Consider the following 17,354-nt stretch of genomic DNA (forward strand, 5'->3'; position numbering starts at 1 on the left):
AATCTTCATTGGTTATTGCTGTGAATCATCCCATTCAGGCCGATCTGAAATTTTCGCCGGTGATGATCTTTAATGCTCCCGGTTCGATAGTTATTTCAAGGTTGGCACCCATTATTTGCGGCTCTCCGTCAAGGTGCACAGGTCCATCGCAATTACGTTTTATTACGATGTTTTTTCCCTGGATGATCTCCACATATTTCGATTTATCTGCCGTTTTATTAAACATCCTGATGCCCAATGCCGGGAATTTATATAAAGGGAACGGTTTGATGATACAAACGTCCAGCAACCCGTCCTGTACCGAGGCGCATGGCGAAACATGGGCATTATTGCCGTATTGCGACGAATTGGCGAAACTAAGCATAAAGGCTTCACGTTCGTATCTCATCCCGTCGATCTCAAGCTGATATTGCTCGCCTTTGTAACTCGTGATCTCGCGGAACGACGACCTGATATATGCTCCAAAGCCACGGGTTTTATCGTGCGAAAACACTTCGGCAATGTGTGCATCGAAACCCATACCAGCCATATTAAAAAACCACTGCCTGTTCAACTTGCCAGCGTCGATAGCTTCCACATGCCTGGCGTTCAGATTTTGAATAGCTTTCTCTGTATTCATCGGGATACCTAAAAATCTGGATAGACCATTACCCGAACCAAATGGGATGATACCCAATACGGCTTCCGTTCCGGCGATAGATGAGGCGATCTCGTTGATGGTACCATCACCGCCAACAGCGATGATATATTCGTATTCCCCTACGCCTTTCTTAGCAAGCTTACTACCATGGAAGGCCCTGTTCGTAAAAACAACAGTGGGCTCGAAAAGACTCGTATCGAGGTTCTTCCCGATCAATTCCGGCACCCGATCCTTCTTTTTCCCTCCTGAAATTGGGTTTATTATAAATAAAGCTTTACTTTTCAAGCCATTGTAATTTTAGCGGTCAAAAGTAGCCCTATTTTCGGCTTTGTGAAAAATTGTTTTATTTTTGCTTACTGAAAGTGGACTGATTTGATGTTACGGCCCAATTATTGCATAAAGAGGCGTGACTGGATTGCAACCACGTAAAAAAGTGCTAAAACCGTGCCTCTTTTTTTACCCGCGATCCGTATAAATTGCTTTCATTTATTTATTTAAAACATTAACGAAAAACATTTATGCCCTACTTATTTACATCAGAATCCGTTTCAGAAGGACATCCGGATAAAGTTGCAGACCAAATATCAGACGCACTTATTGATAATTTTTTAGCATTTGATGCGGATTCAAAAGTTGCTTGCGAAACGCTGGTAACAACCGGCCAGGTCATACTGGCAGGCGAAGTGAAATCAAAAGCATATCTCGACGTACAAAAAATAGCACGCGAAGTGATCAACAAGATCGGCTACACCAAAGGCGATTACATGTTTGACGGCAGTTCGTGCGGGGTACTATCCGCCATTCACGAGCAATCGCCTGATATTAACCAGGGAGTTGACCGTTCTGCTAAAGAAGAACAGGGCGCAGGCGACCAGGGAATGATGTTCGGCTACGCTACCAGTGAAACAGACAATTACATGCCGCTGGCATTGGATATCGCGCATGCTTTACTCATCGAACTGGCAGCGATCCGCCGCGAAAATAATGAGATCCAATACCTCCGCCCTGATGCTAAATCGCAAGTGACGCTGGAATACAGTGATGATAATCAGCCTATACGCATCGACGCTATTGTAATATCAACCCAGCATGATGATTTTGACGAAGAGCAGGCTATGCTCAAAAAGATCAGCGACGACATTATTGGCATACTTATTCCAAGGGTTAAAGCCAAATACGAAAAATACGCCCACTTTTTTAACGAAAATATTAAGTATCATATCAACCCTACCGGAAAATTCGTTATCGGCGGGCCGCATGGCGACACCGGCTTAACCGGTCGTAAGATCATTGTGGATACCTATGGCGGTAAAGGAGCACATGGCGGCGGCGCATTTTCAGGCAAAGATCCATCCAAAGTCGATCGTTCTGCGGCTTATGCAACGCGTCATATAGCTAAAAACCTGGTTGCAGCGGGCGTTTGCAGCGAAGCACTTGTACAAGTATCTTATGCCATAGGCGTTGCAAAACCAATGGGGATTTACGTAAACACGTATGGCACAGCAACTGTAGGACTGCATGATGGTGAGATAGCTAAAAAAGTTGAGTCGATATTCAACATGACGCCATACGCCATTGAGACACGCTTTAAATTGCGCAACCCGATATACAGCGAAACAGCGGCTTACGGCCATTTCGGAAGGCCCAATGAAACCGTTACTAAATACTTTACCGGCCACGACGGGCAGATACTTAAGCGTGAGGTGGAATTATTCACCTGGGAAAAGCTGGATTATGTAGATAAAGTAAAAGAGGCTTTCGGCTTATAATTATTTTATAAGAAAAAGACAATATGGCGATGGATTTATCTATCACCATTTTTGTTACAATACGGTATAGAATAGTAAATCCCGGCCTCTCGCGTTGCCGGGATGTTTACTTACTACCGTGATAGGGTTTTACAGCGAGTACTTTTACGTAAATGCCTCACTTAAGTTATACGTCCTCCACTTTATATAGCAAAAAATGACGTATCCGTCATAAATTATTCTTAAAAGGAATAGATTAATTATACGCGGACTCGTTTTAGAAAAAAATTAAAAAATCTGAAGTCTTGCTTGCGCGTCTATTGCAATGTCAACGACTGAAAAAAGCTATCCCGGCCTACAGTCGAAGTACCGTCGGCCCTTATGGTAGAAAGACTGTATAGCTTATTACCTACCAGGATCATGAACATATCATATATTTGCTTCTTTGAATCGACGCCCGTACTGGTGTAGCTGGTAAACCCTTTCCACGTACCGATCTTGAAATCATCAAAAGTAACATCAGGGAGGCTTTGGGCCATACCCACCTTTAACTGGTCGGTAAATGCAGCGGTGTTTTTAATGGGCGCTAAGGCCACGGAATCAATATTGGCAACTGCAACAAAATCGACCACTGTAAAAACGTAAGCTACTTCATCCTTGTCCTTTGCCACAAATGTACCGGCAATCACCTCGGCTGGATCCGCTGGAAACTTAATGGATATACGCTCATCTGCCTTGTGATCCACCCAGCCGGTTTGGGCACTGGCAACAGTTATCGCAAGCATGCATGCCATAACCAGGGAAAGGGCTCTTTTCATATTATAAATTTAAAAAAATAAGCTGAATTGCAATAGATCAGAGGGGGAATAAATCGCTCCTTGCCTAACCGACCCAAACGCTTACGGCCGAGATAAGCAGGCGGCTAATATCTGCCGCTTCTTCGCACCACACGCAACATTTGACGGTGACGCCTTTCCTCGTAATAATCGTTGGTTACCAGTATGGCGTGTATCACGCCCGGTATCCACAAGCAAATAGTAAGGATGCAGCTGAGTATAAACGCGCCTATGCGGCCTGTGGTGAGCACAGCAAGCGGTGGAAATATGATGCAGAGAAAGTAGCGCATAACTATATTTAGATTATATCTCACCAGTAAAGTTACAACATCATTAATTTATTTTGACGCGCCTTGCTACATTTGCTATATGCATTACCCCGAAGAAAATCCCTGGACAATAATATCTGAAAAACAAGTTTATGATAATCAATGGATCGGCCTTACCGAATACCAGGTCATCAACCCTTCGGGCAATCTGGGTATTTATGGTAAGGTACGTTTCAAAAATACGGCCATTGGCGTTTTACCCCTGGATGACGATATGAATACCTACCTGGTGGGCCAGTATCGCTTCCCTTTGAGCCAATATAGCTGGGAGATACCCGAGGGCGGCGGCCCGCTTGGAACCGATCCTCTCGATTCCGCCAAACGCGAACTACTGGAGGAGACGGGGTTAAAAGCGGATAACTGGACCGAGTTGCAACGCATGCATCTTTCAAATTCAGTTAGCGACGAGCTATGCATTATTTACCTTGCGCGCGTGCTACGACAATTTGATGCAGAGCCCGAGGACACGGAACAACTTATCATAAAAAAAATACCGTTTGATGAGGCTTACCGGATGGTAACCGATGGCCGTATTACAGATGCTATTACCGTGGCTGCAGTTTTACGATTGAAACTGATGATAGTGGAAAACGAACTATAGCTCTGGCTATAAACAATTTCAGCTTTTACACCCTACTTCATAACCGCACACAGGCTGTATCAAAACCGGACAGAAAATTTCCTAAAAATAGGCTTAAACAACTGAATAACAGCAAGATACTTGTTTGGCACTTATTTGGAGAACACCGTACTAAGCGCTTGAATTACAGGCGCGCGCAACCGCCAATGCATAAGTGAACCATTGAACTGCAAACCATGATCAGAAGTTATCTCAAAACCGCCCTTCGTTTTTTGCTTAAAAACAAAACTTTCAGTTTTATTAATATTATTGGGCTGGCTACCGGCACTTTGTGTTGCCTGTATATATTATTGTACGTACAGGACCAGTACAGCTACGATAAACATCACAAGGCCGCAAACGATATTTACCGCATTACATCGTCCCTGCAGATAACCGGCGATAAACACAATAATTCGACAGCCTCGCCCCCTATTGCACCTGCTATCAAGCGCGACTTCCCCGAGGTGGTGCAGTTTACCCGGCTGATCCCGACGGGCTTGCTGGGCAACAGCAAAAATTTGCTTAAATACAAGGAAAAATCCTTTTACGAGAAGGACCTCGTTTATGTCGATTCCACATTTTTCGATGTATTCAGCTACCACTTTGTTTACGGAAAAAACACTTCCAGCGTGCTGGCTCAGCCATATTCTATTGTTCTTTTAAAGTCCGTCGCAGATAAGCTGTTCGGCAATACCGATCCGGTCGGAAAAGTGATAACGATTGATAATGGCTTTGGCAAACACGATTTTAACGTTACGGCGGTAGTAGACGAAAGCCTTGGAAAAACCAGTATCACGGCCAACATATTTGTAACCATGCGCAGCGGTGGATTCGGGCAGTTTGTGTTGGATAACACGGCATGGGCCGGTTATAACCTGGCATGTTCGTATATTAAATTGCGGCCCGGAGCGAGTGCTACCGCACTCGAGAAGAAACTGCCGGATTTCCTCAACAAACACGGCGCTCAGCAATTGAAAGCTCTCGGCATGACCAAAGTGTTACACCTGCAACCCATTACTTCGGTTCACACCACCAGCGGTTACGAGGTTGAATTGAGCAAAACGGTAAGTCCCTCCCTTCTTTACATTTTGGCATTGATAGCCGTTATGATCCAGTTCATCGCCTGCATCAATTTCATGAACTTGTCCACCGCACGGGCTTCCAAACGCGCCAAAGAAGTTGGTGTACGTAAAGTTGTAGGAGCCGGGCGCGCCGATCTGATCCGGCAATTCCTCGGCGAATCATTTTTACTTTCCCTGATAGGCGTAATATTAGCCATTCCATTACTATACCTCGCGTTGCCTTATCTTAACCAGGTCACCCATACAGACATCCGTATCTCTTTTCTCAATCATTACAGCATCTGGTTAATTCTTATAGCAGTTGTTTTTGTAACCGGGGTAGTGGCAGGCAGTTACCCTGCTTTCTATCTTTCTGCTTTCGAGGCTATCAAAGTGATGAAAGGTAATTTCACGAGCCAGATATCGGCCTCGGGCATACGGCGTTCGCTTGTTGTTTTCCAGTTTGTGCTTTCCATTGTGCTGATAACAGGTATTATAGTCATTTATAGCCAGCTCAATTATATCAAAAATAAAGACCTGGGGTTCGATAAAAGCCAAAGGCTGATATTCAGTTTTTACACGGGCGACACCCAGCAAAAAATGAGCGCCTTTGCAAATGATCTTCAGCAATTATCTGACGTAAAAGCAGTAAGCCGCTCAAATAATTACCTCAGCCAGTTTGTTGGCCGCGATCATGGTGTTTACCTTGCAGGTGGCAACGGGGCCAACGCCATTGACGCACAGAACATGGATACCGACGAAAAATTCGTCAAAACCAATGGGATCAAGATCATCAGCGGACGCGACTTCAGGGTGAAAGACACTTTAAAAACACTCATTAACGAAACCCTTTGTAAAAGACTGGGGCTCGACCCTGCTAAGGCTCCCGGCACCAGGTTATACAGCCAGTATCTCAACGGGCCGGTTTCATACGTCGATGTTATTGGCGTAATGAAGGATTTCAACTACAATTCATTACATGGCGAAGTGCGTCCGTTTATGCTATTTTATAATGGCGATCCGAACGCTTTCTCGTTCATAACCGTGGCAACGGATAGCAAGGATTACAAGACAACCCTCGGGCGTATCGAATCCGTTTGGCAAAAAGACCTTCCTGGCGTACCTTTTGAGTACTCGTTCCTGGACGAGGAGGTGCAAAAGCAATATGAAGCCGAGATAAGTCTCTCGCAGATCATCAATTCATTTACAATAATGGCCATACTGATCTCGTGCCTTGGGTTGTTTGGCCTGGCTGCCTTCAGCGCCGAGCAGCGCCAAAAGGAGATCGGTATCCGCAAGGTACTGGGGGCCAGTGTTGCCGGCGTTGTTGGTTTGCTCTCGAAAGAATTTGTTAAGCTGGTTGGTATTTCGTTTTTTATTGCCACACCGGTAGCCTGGTGGGCTATGAGCAAGTGGCTGCAGGCCTTTGCCTATAAAATTACCATCAGCTGGTGGATGTTTGCGATTGCAGGGGCCCTATCTATTTTGATCGCCCTCGTAACGGTAAGCTTCCAGGCCATCAAGGCAGCGCTGGCTAACCCGGTGAGGAGTCTGAGGAGCGAGTGAGTCCCTTACTAATGAACTAAACCATGATAAAGAATTATTTAAAAGTGGCCTGGCGTAACCTTGTAAAGAACAAGGTGCATTCATTCATTAACATCATCAGCCTGTCAGTTGGTATGACGGTATCTATGTTGATCGGCCTTTGGATTTGGAGCGAACTCTCGTTCGATAGGTATCATAAAAACTATGAAAGCATAGCTCGCGTGATGCAAAATCAAACAACGAATGGTGAAATAAGCAGCTTAAAAGCAATGCCCATTCCGGTGGCATATCAACTCCGCCACCTTTATGCCAGCGATTTTAAATACGTGATATTATCATCCTGGACCAATCCTCATCTGATCTCGTTCAAAGATAAAAACCTATCTATTTCAGGTAATTTTATGGAACCGGACGCGCCTGAAATGCTGACATTAAAGATGCTTAGCGGCAACAGGAACGGGCTAAAGGACCCCGCGTCAATTTTATTGTCCCAATCTGTCGCAAAAGCAATCTTCGGTAATACAAATGTCGCCGATAAAGTGATCAAACTGGATACGTCCAGCCTAAAGATAGCGGGTGTATACCAGGATTTACCCGCCAATACCTCGCTTAGTAATATATCATTTATAGCCCCATGGGCGATATATGCCCGTACACCAGATGTCACCCAGGCTGAAAGCGACTGGAATCAGAATTCCTTCCAGATTTTTGCACAGGTCGCTACAGCGCGTGATATGGCCTCGGTATCGTCGAAAATAAAAAACATCAAATTTGACAATGAAGACGGCGACGGAAAGCAATTTAAACCAGAAATCTTCCTTTATCCCATGAGTCGCTGGCACTTGTATTCCGAATTCAATAACGGGGTGAGTGCAGGCGGCGACATAAAGTATGTATGGCTTTTCGGTATTGTCGGCATCTTTGTGATGGTGCTGGCTTGCATAAATTTCATGAACCTGAGTACTGCCCGGTCTGAAAAACGTGCCCGCGAAGTGGGTATCCGGAAAGCAATGGGCTCGTTGCAGGGTCAGCTGATCTTGCAATTTTTAAGCGAGTCATTATTGACAGCTCTCTTAGCTTTTGCCGTATCCCTTTTTTTAACACAGCTTGTACTTCCTTTCTTTAACAATCTTGCGGGCAAACAAATATCTATTCTTTGGGCTGACCCTGTATTTTGGTTGTGCGGTATTGGGTTCGCCGCTTTAAGCGGCCTGTTTGCAGGCAGTTATCCTGCTTTTTATCTATCTTCTTTCAAGCCGGTAAAGGTGATGAAAGGCGTTTTCCGGTTGGGCAGTATGGCAGGTATTCCGCGGAAAGCACTTGTGGTAGCTCAATTCACATTTTCCGTCATCATGATCATAGGCACTATCGTCGTTTTTCGCCAGGTTCAGTTTGTCAAAAACCGGCCTGTTGGGTATAATCGGGCAGGGTTGGTGATGGTCAGGCCCTATTCAGAAACCCTCCATCGTCATATCGGCGCTTTTCGGAACGACCTGTTACAGGCAGGCGCCATTGCTGAAGTGGCGGAATCGGGCAACCAGATAACACGGGGCAGCAGAACAAGCGGAGGCTTTAAATGGAGCGGGAAAGACCCAAATCTTTCTGATCAGTTTGCAACTTTCGCTGTAACAGCACAATATGGGAAAACAATAGGCTGGCAATTTAAAGCCGGCCGGGATTTTTCAAAAGGATCGGTTGCCGATCAGGATGGGCTGGTGCTAAACGAGTCTGCTGTGAAATATATGGGGCTTAAAAATCCTGTTGGGCAGGTCATCGGGTGGAACGATAAAAACTATACCATTTTAGGCGTAACAAAAGATATGGTAGTCGAATCGCCCTACGAGCCGATCAAACCAACGATCTTTTATCCTACCACAGAAGCTGGTATCATCAACCTTCGCATCAACCCTAAAATAAGTACAGCCGATGCGCTGACCGCCATTGAAGCTACCTATAAGAAATATGCACCAGGCGAGCCATTTGACTACAAATTCGTAGATGAAGAGTATGCGGACAAATTCAATAATGAGGAGCGTATCGGCAAATTAGCCAGCTCATTCGCCGGCCTGGCTATTTTCATCAGTTGTCTCGGTTTGTTCGGCATGGCATCATTTATGGCTGAACAGCGCACCAAGGAAATTGGCGTCCGCAAAGTGCTGGGTGCATCTGCGTTTACCCTGTGGAGCCTCCTGTCCAAAGATTTCATCCTGCTTGTGATCATATCGCTGGCAATAGCTACGCCTGTAGGATATTATTTCATGCACAACTGGTTACAACATTATACCTATCATACCGGGTTGCCCTGGTGGTTATTTGCGGCCACTGCGGCGGGTTCAATCACCATCACCTTGGTCACGGTAAGCTATCAAAGCATTAAGGCCGCTTTGGCTAACCCGGTAAAGAGTTTGAGGAGTGAGTGATTGACGTTTCGCAAAACGGCTTAAATAAGACTACTAATGAACAATTGAATAATAAGCTAATGATAAAGAACTATTTCAAGATCGCATTCCGCAATTTCTGGCGGCATAAACTTTTTACGCTGATCAATGTTATTGGCTTGTCTATTGGTATCAGCGCGGCGCTGGTCATTTGCCTCATCGTGCACTATGACCTTACTTTTGATAAGTTTCATAAGGATGGCGACCGTATTTACCGGGTAGTAACCAATTTTTCTTTCCAGGGTTCACCTGGCAACAATGCCGGTGTTTGCGGGCCATTACCCTGGGCAACTAAAAACGGGGTAACCGGGCTGCAGCAGATAGCGCCCATTTTCAGGTTATTTCAACCGAACGTAGTTATTCCCAACGGAAGTAAGGAGTCGGCCCGTTTTAAGTTACAGGATAATGTTATCGTAGCCGATGGCGATTATTTTAAATTGTTCGAATACAAATGGCTCGCCGGTTCGGCATCGTCCGCATTGGCAGCACCTTACAAGGTGGTATTGACTTCTGAACAGGCAGAAAAGTATTTCCCCGGCGCCAGTTACGACCAAATGCTTGGCCGAACCGTGGTTTACGATACCTTAAAAACTACGGTTAGCGGCATCGTTCAAACTATCAAACAAAACACCGATCTTATTTTTCATGATTTCGTTTCGTTCCCTACAGCTTTTTCGAATCCGTCCATCAAAGAGCAATTGCGTTTGAATAACTGGGGCGGTACAAGTCCCGAGTATCAGCTTTTCGTGAAATTGGCGCCGCAAACCACTGCAGCAGGTGTCGAAAGGCAGTTGAACGATATCATGAAAAAGAATTATAAAAGCAGGCCGGGCGTGACAGAAACATTTGCTTTGCAACCACTTGCCGACATCCATTTCAATAACCTTTACGGAACTTTTAATGGTCGGGTAGCGGATAAAACGACATTGCTGGAATTATCCGGTATTGCTTTGTTCCTGATATTGCTTGGCTGCATCAACTTTATCAATTTGACAACCGCACAATCGGCACAAAGGGCCAAAGAGATCGGCATCCGCAAAACTATGGGCAGCACCCGCCGGCAATTGATCCTCCAGTTTTTGAGTGAAACATTCCTGGTTACCCTGGCAGCCGTCATCATATCAGCAGCGATGGCTCCGGTGATACTGAAATTATTTGCCGGCTTTGTCCCGGCGGGTGTAAATGCCAACCTGTTCAGCCAACCGGGCATACTTTTATTCCTGGCTTTGCTGACGGTGGTTGTAAGCCTGCTATCCGGCTTTTACCCGGCCCTTATGCTATCAGGCCACAAACCCGTATCGGTACTTAAAAACCAGGCACAAAATAACAGCAACAAAACCAGGAGCGCGATGCTGCGTAAGTCGTTAACGGTGACTCAATTCGCTATTGCGCAGTTTTTCATTATGGCGACCATCCTGGTGAGCAAACAGGTTTACTATGCGACCCACAAAGATCTCGGTTTTAAAAAAGATGCTATCCTGATCGTCAATTCGCCCTGGAAAAACAGGCAGGAGCGGTTGAACCAGGTGCTGCTGAATAAGTTCAGAGCCATTCCGCAGATCGAACTCATCAGCATGGGTCGCGATGCGCCGGCTGCAGGTGACCTGTTCTCGACCGAGGCTACTTATAACGACGGGAAAAAAGAGATCAAACTGGAAAATTTTGGTGTACGGTTCGGCGACGAGAACTATATCAAAGTTTATCATATTAAATTATTAGCAGGACGTAATTTGAGGCCCGGCGATACCTCGAAAGCAGTTCTGATTAATAACACATTGGCTAAACAACTCGGTTTCAAGAGCCCGCAGGATGCTGTCGGCAAAGTGATCAGTAAATATAATGGCAACGCCGGCGATATGCTGATAGCCGGCGTAGTGGCCGATTTTAATGCAGAATCGATACATGCTGCCATTGCACCGGTAGCCATTATGACCAGCACCAACTTTTATTTTAATGGCACATTTCACATCGCACTCAAACCGCAAACCACAACCGGCGATGATTGGAAAACTGCCATTGCAGCTATGGAAAAAGCCTGGAAACAGATTTACCCTGAAGATGATTTTGAATACAGCTTTTTTGACGAAAACATCGCCCGGCTATATACCGATGAACAGCATACCTCCGCATTGTTGAGTTGGGCCACAGGCCTTTCTATTTTGATAAGTTGCCTTGGCTTGCTGGGACTTGCCATATATACCACCACGCAGCGGACAAAAGAAATAGGGGTCCGCAAAGTGCTGGGCGCCACTGTAACACAGATAGCGACATTACTCTCAGCCGAGTTGGTGTGGCTTCTTGCGCTGTCCTTCGTGACCATCAGTCCTGTGGCCTGGTACGCCATGAACAGGTGGATGCAAAGCTTTGCCGACCGGACCCCAATAAGTTGGTGGATATTTGCCTTGAGCGGCGGGGGCATGTTACTAACGGCCTTACTGACGTCGGGTTTTCAAACCATTAAAGCTGCCCTGGCAAACCCGGTGAAGAGCCTTCGTTCGGAGTAGGTTACGGCAAAGTGACATGAAGCATTATGTATATGAATTATTCTGACATAAACGACCCCTTATTTGCACAGGCATTGCAGGCGCTCGACGCCGGCGACACCGGCACATTGGAAAAGCTTATTACAGAATATCCCCGTTTAATAAGGAACAGGCTTATTATCGGGGAAGATGGTTATTTTAAAGACCCATACCTGATATGGTTTGTGGCTGACAACCCCATCCGGAATTCCGGTCTTCCGCCAAATATCACAGATATAACCCGGTTGCTTGTAGAAGCGATAAAGCGGGAGGCGGAAGATACTTTTCATGAACAAATTGACTACGCACTTGGGTTGGTGGCGACAGGACGCATACCGCGCGAATGCGGCGTACAGATAGGCCTGATGGATATATTGATAGATGCCGGCGCTAAACCGGGAGGTGGAATGGGTGCATTTGCGCATGGCAATGTGGAGGCTGCAAAACATCTTATCGACCGTGGTGGTAAGCTGACATTTGCAATGGCTGTATGCCTGGAGTACGTGGACGACATTAACCATTTATGTAATAAGGCCAGCCCGGCGGAGAAGTTAACGGCCCTTGCAGCCGCCGCATTTTATGGGAAAACGAATATGGTAAGGCTTTTATTAACCATGGGAGCTGATCCGAATGGATATCCCGAAAGCGCAAGCGGATTTCACAGCCATGCCACCCCGCTACACCAGGCAGTATGTTCCGGTTCGCTTGATACGGTGCAAGTGCTGACGGAGGCGGGTGCAGGGCTTGGCGCGACCGACAAAATTTATAGCGGAACGCCTTTGGATTGGGCAATACATATGCAAACCGAGGCCAGCAATGAAGAAGAGAAAAAGAACTTTGCACTGATCGAAGCTTACCTGTGAACGATGGGGTAACACAAGTGTGCATTCAGCTAACACAAACTTTCAGAACCTCTTCAACTATTGGGTGAAACCTCTAACTTTGCTGCCGAATGAGAAAACTATTCGGCTACATTTTATCACCCGTCCATTACCTGGCATTCGGGTTGATATTGGTTATATTTCATCCCGTACAATGGATATGTTTTAACGCTTTTGGCTACCGGGCACATAAATGGGTGATTGATGTAATGAATTCGCTGCTTACAGCCAGCTATTATTTACTGGGCAACACGGTAAAATTTACCAACCATCAAAACCTGCCTGTTGGGCGACCCATTATTTTCATAGCCAACCACCAAAGCTTGTACGACATCCCGGTATTGATCTGGTTTTTACGAAAATATCACGCCAAGTTTATCTCCAAAATAGAGCTGACCAAAGGCATCCCGTCGGTATCCTATAATTTACGCCATGGCGGCGCGGCTAATATCGACCGTAAAGACCCTCGCCAATCCATTATGGAAATTGGCAAACTGGGCACCCGCATGAAGGAAAACAAATGGGGCGCTGTGATATTTCCCGAAGGCACCCGTTCCAAAGACGGTATGGTAAAAACCTTCCAGGCGGCAGGTGTTGCAACTCTCCTGAAAAAATGCCCTGAGGCCTTGCTGGTACCGATAGCTATTGATAACTCCTGGAAAATGGTCCGCTATGGCCAGTTCCCGCTGAATACCTTTATTGCAATGTCGTGGGAAGTGTTAACACCGGTTGAACCTGCGGGCAAGCCCGTGGACGAGTCGGTGTCAGCGTGCGAAACGGCGATCAAGCAAGCACTTGGGCAATAGTTTGCGGCGCGAGCGAATTACATGGTGAGTATGTTAACAAACCGCCAGCTTAAAACGGCAAGCTAAATATTCTTCCCGTCAACTATCTTGAAAAACTCATCACGGTAAGTATCCCCTACAGGAATTACTTTATCACCAATAAATATCCGGCTGCGTTCGATGCTATCGATTTTATTGATAGATACGATGTAAGATTTATGTACGCGGATAAAATACTTTTCTGGTAATGCATCTTCCATCTTTTTCATATTCTGCAGGGTGATGATACGCTCTGATGGCGTAAATATGGAGATATAGTCCTTCAGGCCCTCGATGAAAAGAATATCGTTCAAATACACTTTCTGTATTTTATGCTCGGTCTTAACAAAGATAAAATCGCTCAGCAGGTCGCGCTGCTGTGTTTGTTCAACCTTAACTTCCGGCTTGACGGCGGGCTCTATGATCGCCTGTGCTTTCTGTACGGATTTAAAGAACCGGTCAAAAGCAATAGGTTTCAGCAAATAATCGATCACATCTAACTCATAGCCCTCCAGCGCATATTGCGGGTAAGCCGTCGTCAATATCACTTTAGACTTACCATTGGCTATACGCAGAAATTGTATCCCGGTAAGCTCTGGCATTTGCACATCCAGGAAAACCAGGTCCACCCCACCGGCTTGCACCACTTGTAATGCCTCTATCGGGTTGGTGGTTGCCTTCACCAATTCCAAAAAGGGCATCTTGGAGATGTAATCCTCCAGTATGTGCAGCGCTAAAGGCTCGTCGTCAACTACAAGGCATCTGATCATTTTACAAAACTAAACTTAGTTCGCAGGTATAAGTATCCTGCCTGTCCTGTATATCCAATTTATATCTGCCGGGGTAAAGAAGTTGCAGCCGCCGTTGTACATTACTCAAGCCAACGCCACTTTCGATATCCCGGTTATTCATATGCTTTTTATTTTCGATATAAAAATGAAGGTTGACACCATCCAGGTTTATCATTAAACGTATCGGAATCGACGGGTCATTGGCTACCCCATGCTTGAAAGCATTCTCAATAAACGCAATCAGCAGCAAAGGTACTATCTTTTGGTTGCCAACCTCGCCGGTGATCTTAAAATCGATAAACGCCTTATCACCGAAACGTATCTTTTGAAGGTCGATATAATTCTGAAGGTATTGCAATTCTTTCGCCAGGTCAACTTTGCCATCATTGCTTTCATATAACATATACCGCATGATCTCCGACAGCTTCAGGATAGCCTCGGGGGCCGCGTCAGATTTCTGGTAAGCCAGTGAGTAGATACTATTGAGCGAATTAAATAAGAAATGCGGATTAACCTGCGATTTCAGGAAAGATAGTTCAGCAGCCAAACGCTGATTTTCAAGGTCATTACGTACCCTTTCGTTCAAAAACCAATCGACCCCAAATTTGAGGGCGGTGCTCAGGAACAGGAAGAATACGTTAGTTAAAGCCGAACTTATAATATAGGTCCAAAACGGCGTTAGCTTACCGCCATGAAGCAGAACGATCTCTTTAAATTGGGTAGCCAACCCGTATTTTAATAAAGCAAAAACAATAATGCAAATGGTTAGCGCGAATGCATAGTTCCTATATTTTTTTTTATCGAGAAATTTAGGGATAAGATAAAGATAATTCAGATAAAAGAGGCCAATATTGATAGCGCTGAATACGCCGAAAATGACCACAAGCTCCTTGGTGCTTATTTTAGAGTTGTCCAGCGTAAGGTATACGAAGTAGCTGATAATACTTACCCAAAAAAAGATGTGCCAGAATATGCTCCAATTTTTTTTCACTGCATCTAATGTAATATTTTATGGCGTTTATACTGTAATATTTATATCTACCTCCTCCTTTTTCCGATGAACTGGCTTTTATTTCCGATCAACGCCAATATTTCAAAAAATGCCCGTTCATCTACAATTCCGGTCAGTTGGTCTAATACTTTTTAGCGGGTGAGAAAATAGCTATTCCTTTGTTCTATCAAAAATGACACTCACAATGAAAAAGCTGATTACAAACTCGAATCCATTTATCCTGCTGCTGTTACCCGTGGTATTTGCTTTAGTGATGGGGGTAGGCTACCAGTTTCAGCAAAAAAAGGTTTCAACAAATATCGGACAAACATCCGCCCAGGCTACTTCACTTTTTTATAAAGGTGTAACGCTTGTGAAAACAGTTTGCTCAATTGCCAAAGAAAAAGTATGGTAATTGATACCCAGGGACTAAGTTTTAACTTTGGCAACCAGCAGGTTGTCAAATCACTATCCCTCCAGGTGCCGGAAGGCAGTATTTACGGTTTCCTTGGACCTAACGGAGCCGGTAAAACCACTACTATAAAATTGCTGCTCAACCTGTTAAAAACAGACTTGGGCAGCATTCGTATTTTTGATAAGGATCTGCAAAGCAACCGTATCGATATTTTGTCTCAGATAGGCGCGCTTATCGAACAACCTGCTATTTATGGTCATCTCACGGGGAAAGAAAACCTGATGAACCGCGCTTTGCTGTTGCAGGTACCCGAAAGCAGGGTTAATGAAATGCTGGCGCTTGTGCATTTAAAAGATGCCGCTAACAAAAAAGCCGGCAAATACTCTTTAGGGATGAAACAACGGCTCGGTATTGCCCTGGCGCTGCTGTCAGACCCTAAGCTGCTGATATTGGATGAGCCCACAAACGGCCTCGACCCGAACGGTATCATCGAGGTGCGCGAACTTTTAATACGGCTGGTCACCCAATACAAAAAGACGGTTTTTGTTTCGAGCCATTTACTGGCCGAGGTAGAACGGATGGCCACACATGTAGGTATTATTGACAAGGGGGAACTACTTTTCCAGGGAAGCATTAAGGACCTGGAGGCTATAAGTCAGCCACAAATACAAATTGAAGTTGCCAATATCGTTGATGCGGCTAATTTTTTGAAGAAACAGGGGCTTACCGTAAATGATATTTCGGACGACCATCTAACCATGCCTTTTGTTTCGAAAATACAGATGGGCGAGATCAATTCACTTTTGAACCGTAACAATTTCCAGGTATTCGCTATCCAAAAAGTACAAAAGGACCTGGAAAAGCTATTCCTGGATATCACCCAAAAAGCCTGAACAAATGAAAGGATTTATACTATCGTTCCGGTCTGAGTTTTACAAAACGCGTAAAACAATGGCATTTTGGAGTGCCGTTATTTTACCCTTCGTTATTTGCCTGATGATATCTATTGGCTTTTTCAGCCATAGCGATAAATTATCAAAGCTTCCCGGTGCTATGCTTTGGTTCGAATTTTCGGCCCCGGTACTGGTAGTAATGGGGTCAATATTATTACCCATGCTGATCGTTTTCGAAGCCTATTCGGTAAACAATATCGAACATAAGGCTGAAACATGGAAAACCCTGTTTAGCTTGCCTCTATCTAAGTGGTCGGTTTATTCGGCCAAATATCTTTACGCACTTTTCCTTATCATATTATGTCTTGCGCTATTCGTACTTTTTACGCTGGGCTTCGGTAATTTATTAGGCGTAATTCAACCCCAATTAAAATTCAGCGAGTACCATATCGAAAGTACACTGCTACAGGTTTATTTCAAACTGCTTTTGTCTGGCCTGGGTATACTGTCTATACAATTCTTATTAAGCCTGCTTTTCCGCGATTTCCTTAAACCGATGGGTATTGGTTTTGTAGCTACGGTAGCCGGCATCATTATGGCCAATGTTCAGTGGAAATACACCTACCTGTTCCCATATTCCAATGCCATGCTGACTATAAGGAGCCTAAAACCAGATAATAACACCAATAATGGACAGGGAATTCCGCACATCACCGTCGACCTGTTTACCAAAGACATTTGTGTAAGCCTTATTGTAGCTGTAACAGTGTTTATCCTTGGCTATTTTATCGTGCTGAAAAAGAGTGTAAAATAGTGAT

15 protein-coding genes are annotated in these 17,354 nt (G+C 45.0%); 10 read left to right on the forward strand and 5 right to left on the reverse strand.

All coding sequences use genetic code 11. The features are described from left to right. Positions 1-34 precede the first annotated feature (34 nt). On the reverse strand, positions 35-925 hold the full coding sequence (locus FRZ54_RS00855; RefSeq protein ID WP_147029768.1) for a diacylglycerol/lipid kinase family protein: 891 nt from the start codon (positions 923-925) through the stop codon (positions 35-37). 233 nt (positions 926-1,158) lie between these two features. Between FRZ54_RS00855 and metK the strand changes: the two genes are divergently transcribed. Further along, entirely contained in the window at positions 1,159-2,409 is a 1,251-nt protein-coding gene (gene metK, locus FRZ54_RS00860; protein ID WP_147029769.1) for a methionine adenosyltransferase, read from the forward strand. Positions 2,410-2,705: 296 nt separating this feature from the next. Here metK and FRZ54_RS00865 read toward each other — a convergent pair whose 3' ends face one another. Continuing rightward, positions 2,706-3,206, reverse strand: a complete 501-nt coding sequence (locus FRZ54_RS00865) for a hypothetical protein (RefSeq protein ID WP_147029770.1) — start codon at positions 3,204-3,206, stop codon at positions 2,706-2,708. Positions 3,207-3,310: 104 nt separating this feature from the next. Beyond that, on the reverse strand, positions 3,311-3,514 hold the full coding sequence (locus FRZ54_RS00870; protein WP_147029771.1) for a YqaE/Pmp3 family membrane protein: 204 nt from the start codon (positions 3,512-3,514) through the stop codon (positions 3,311-3,313). A 79-nt stretch (positions 3,515-3,593) separates the two neighbouring features. Between FRZ54_RS00870 and FRZ54_RS00875 the strand changes: the two genes are divergently transcribed. The 6 genes from FRZ54_RS00875 to FRZ54_RS00900 all read left to right on the forward strand — a co-directional run bounded on the left by FRZ54_RS00875 (position 3,594) and on the right by FRZ54_RS00900 (position 13,428). After that, a complete protein-coding gene (locus FRZ54_RS00875; RefSeq protein ID WP_147029772.1) occupies positions 3,594-4,154 on the forward strand; it encodes an NUDIX domain-containing protein in 561 nt (186 codons plus the stop codon). A 215-nt stretch (positions 4,155-4,369) separates the two neighbouring features. After that, the gene (locus FRZ54_RS00880) at positions 4,370-6,802 is read left to right on the forward strand and encodes an ABC transporter permease (RefSeq protein ID WP_147029773.1); all 2,433 of its coding nucleotides are present in this window, start codon (positions 4,370-4,372) and stop codon (positions 6,800-6,802) included. A 23-nt stretch (positions 6,803-6,825) separates the two neighbouring features. Next, the gene (locus FRZ54_RS00885; RefSeq protein WP_147029774.1) at positions 6,826-9,201 is read left to right on the forward strand and encodes an ABC transporter permease; all 2,376 of its coding nucleotides are present in this window, start codon (positions 6,826-6,828) and stop codon (positions 9,199-9,201) included. Between the two features lie 59 nt (positions 9,202-9,260). Beyond that, positions 9,261-11,723, forward strand: a complete 2,463-nt coding sequence (locus FRZ54_RS00890; RefSeq protein WP_147029775.1) for an ABC transporter permease — start codon at positions 9,261-9,263, stop codon at positions 11,721-11,723. Between the two features lie 32 nt (positions 11,724-11,755). Then, positions 11,756-12,604 (forward strand): ankyrin repeat domain-containing protein, encoded by an 849-nt coding sequence (locus FRZ54_RS00895; protein WP_187359717.1) that lies wholly within the window; start codon positions 11,756-11,758, stop codon positions 12,602-12,604. Positions 12,605-12,693: 89 nt separating this feature from the next. After that, positions 12,694-13,428, forward strand: a complete 735-nt coding sequence (locus tag FRZ54_RS00900; protein ID WP_147029777.1) for a lysophospholipid acyltransferase family protein — start codon at positions 12,694-12,696, stop codon at positions 13,426-13,428. A gap of 62 nt (positions 13,429-13,490) precedes the next feature. Here the strand turns inward: FRZ54_RS00900 and FRZ54_RS00905 are convergent, their stop codons facing one another. Together FRZ54_RS00905 and FRZ54_RS00910 are read right to left on the reverse strand one after the other, a co-directional pair. Then, complete coding sequence (locus tag FRZ54_RS00905) at positions 13,491-14,216, reverse strand: LytR/AlgR family response regulator transcription factor (protein ID WP_147029778.1); 726 nt, start codon at positions 14,214-14,216, stop codon at positions 13,491-13,493. A gap of 1 nt (position 14,217) precedes the next feature. After that, positions 14,218-15,228, reverse strand: coding sequence for a sensor histidine kinase (locus FRZ54_RS00910; RefSeq protein ID WP_147029779.1), 1,011 nt, complete (start codon positions 15,226-15,228; stop codon positions 14,218-14,220). Between the two features lie 205 nt (positions 15,229-15,433). Here FRZ54_RS00910 and FRZ54_RS00915 point away from each other — a divergent pair, with 205 nt between their 5' ends. From FRZ54_RS00915 to FRZ54_RS00925, 3 genes are read left to right on the forward strand one after another with little or no spacing between them, the layout of a single operon-like run. Next, the gene (locus FRZ54_RS00915; protein WP_147029780.1) at positions 15,434-15,643 is read left to right on the forward strand and encodes a hypothetical protein; all 210 of its coding nucleotides are present in this window, start codon (positions 15,434-15,436) and stop codon (positions 15,641-15,643) included. Further along, on the forward strand, positions 15,637-16,536 hold the full coding sequence (locus FRZ54_RS00920; RefSeq protein WP_147029781.1) for an ABC transporter ATP-binding protein: 900 nt from the start codon (positions 15,637-15,639) through the stop codon (positions 16,534-16,536). Before FRZ54_RS00915 ends, FRZ54_RS00920 begins: the two co-directional genes overlap by 7 nt. A 4-nt stretch (positions 16,537-16,540) precedes the next feature. Further along, the gene (locus FRZ54_RS00925; protein ID WP_147029782.1) at positions 16,541-17,350 is read left to right on the forward strand and encodes an ABC transporter permease; all 810 of its coding nucleotides are present in this window, start codon (positions 16,541-16,543) and stop codon (positions 17,348-17,350) included. Positions 17,351-17,354: the final 4 nt, after the last annotated feature.

The sequence above is a fragment of the Mucilaginibacter ginsenosidivorans genome (assembly GCF_007971025.1).
Lineage (GTDB): Bacteria > Bacteroidota > Bacteroidia > Sphingobacteriales > Sphingobacteriaceae > Mucilaginibacter > Mucilaginibacter ginsenosidivorans.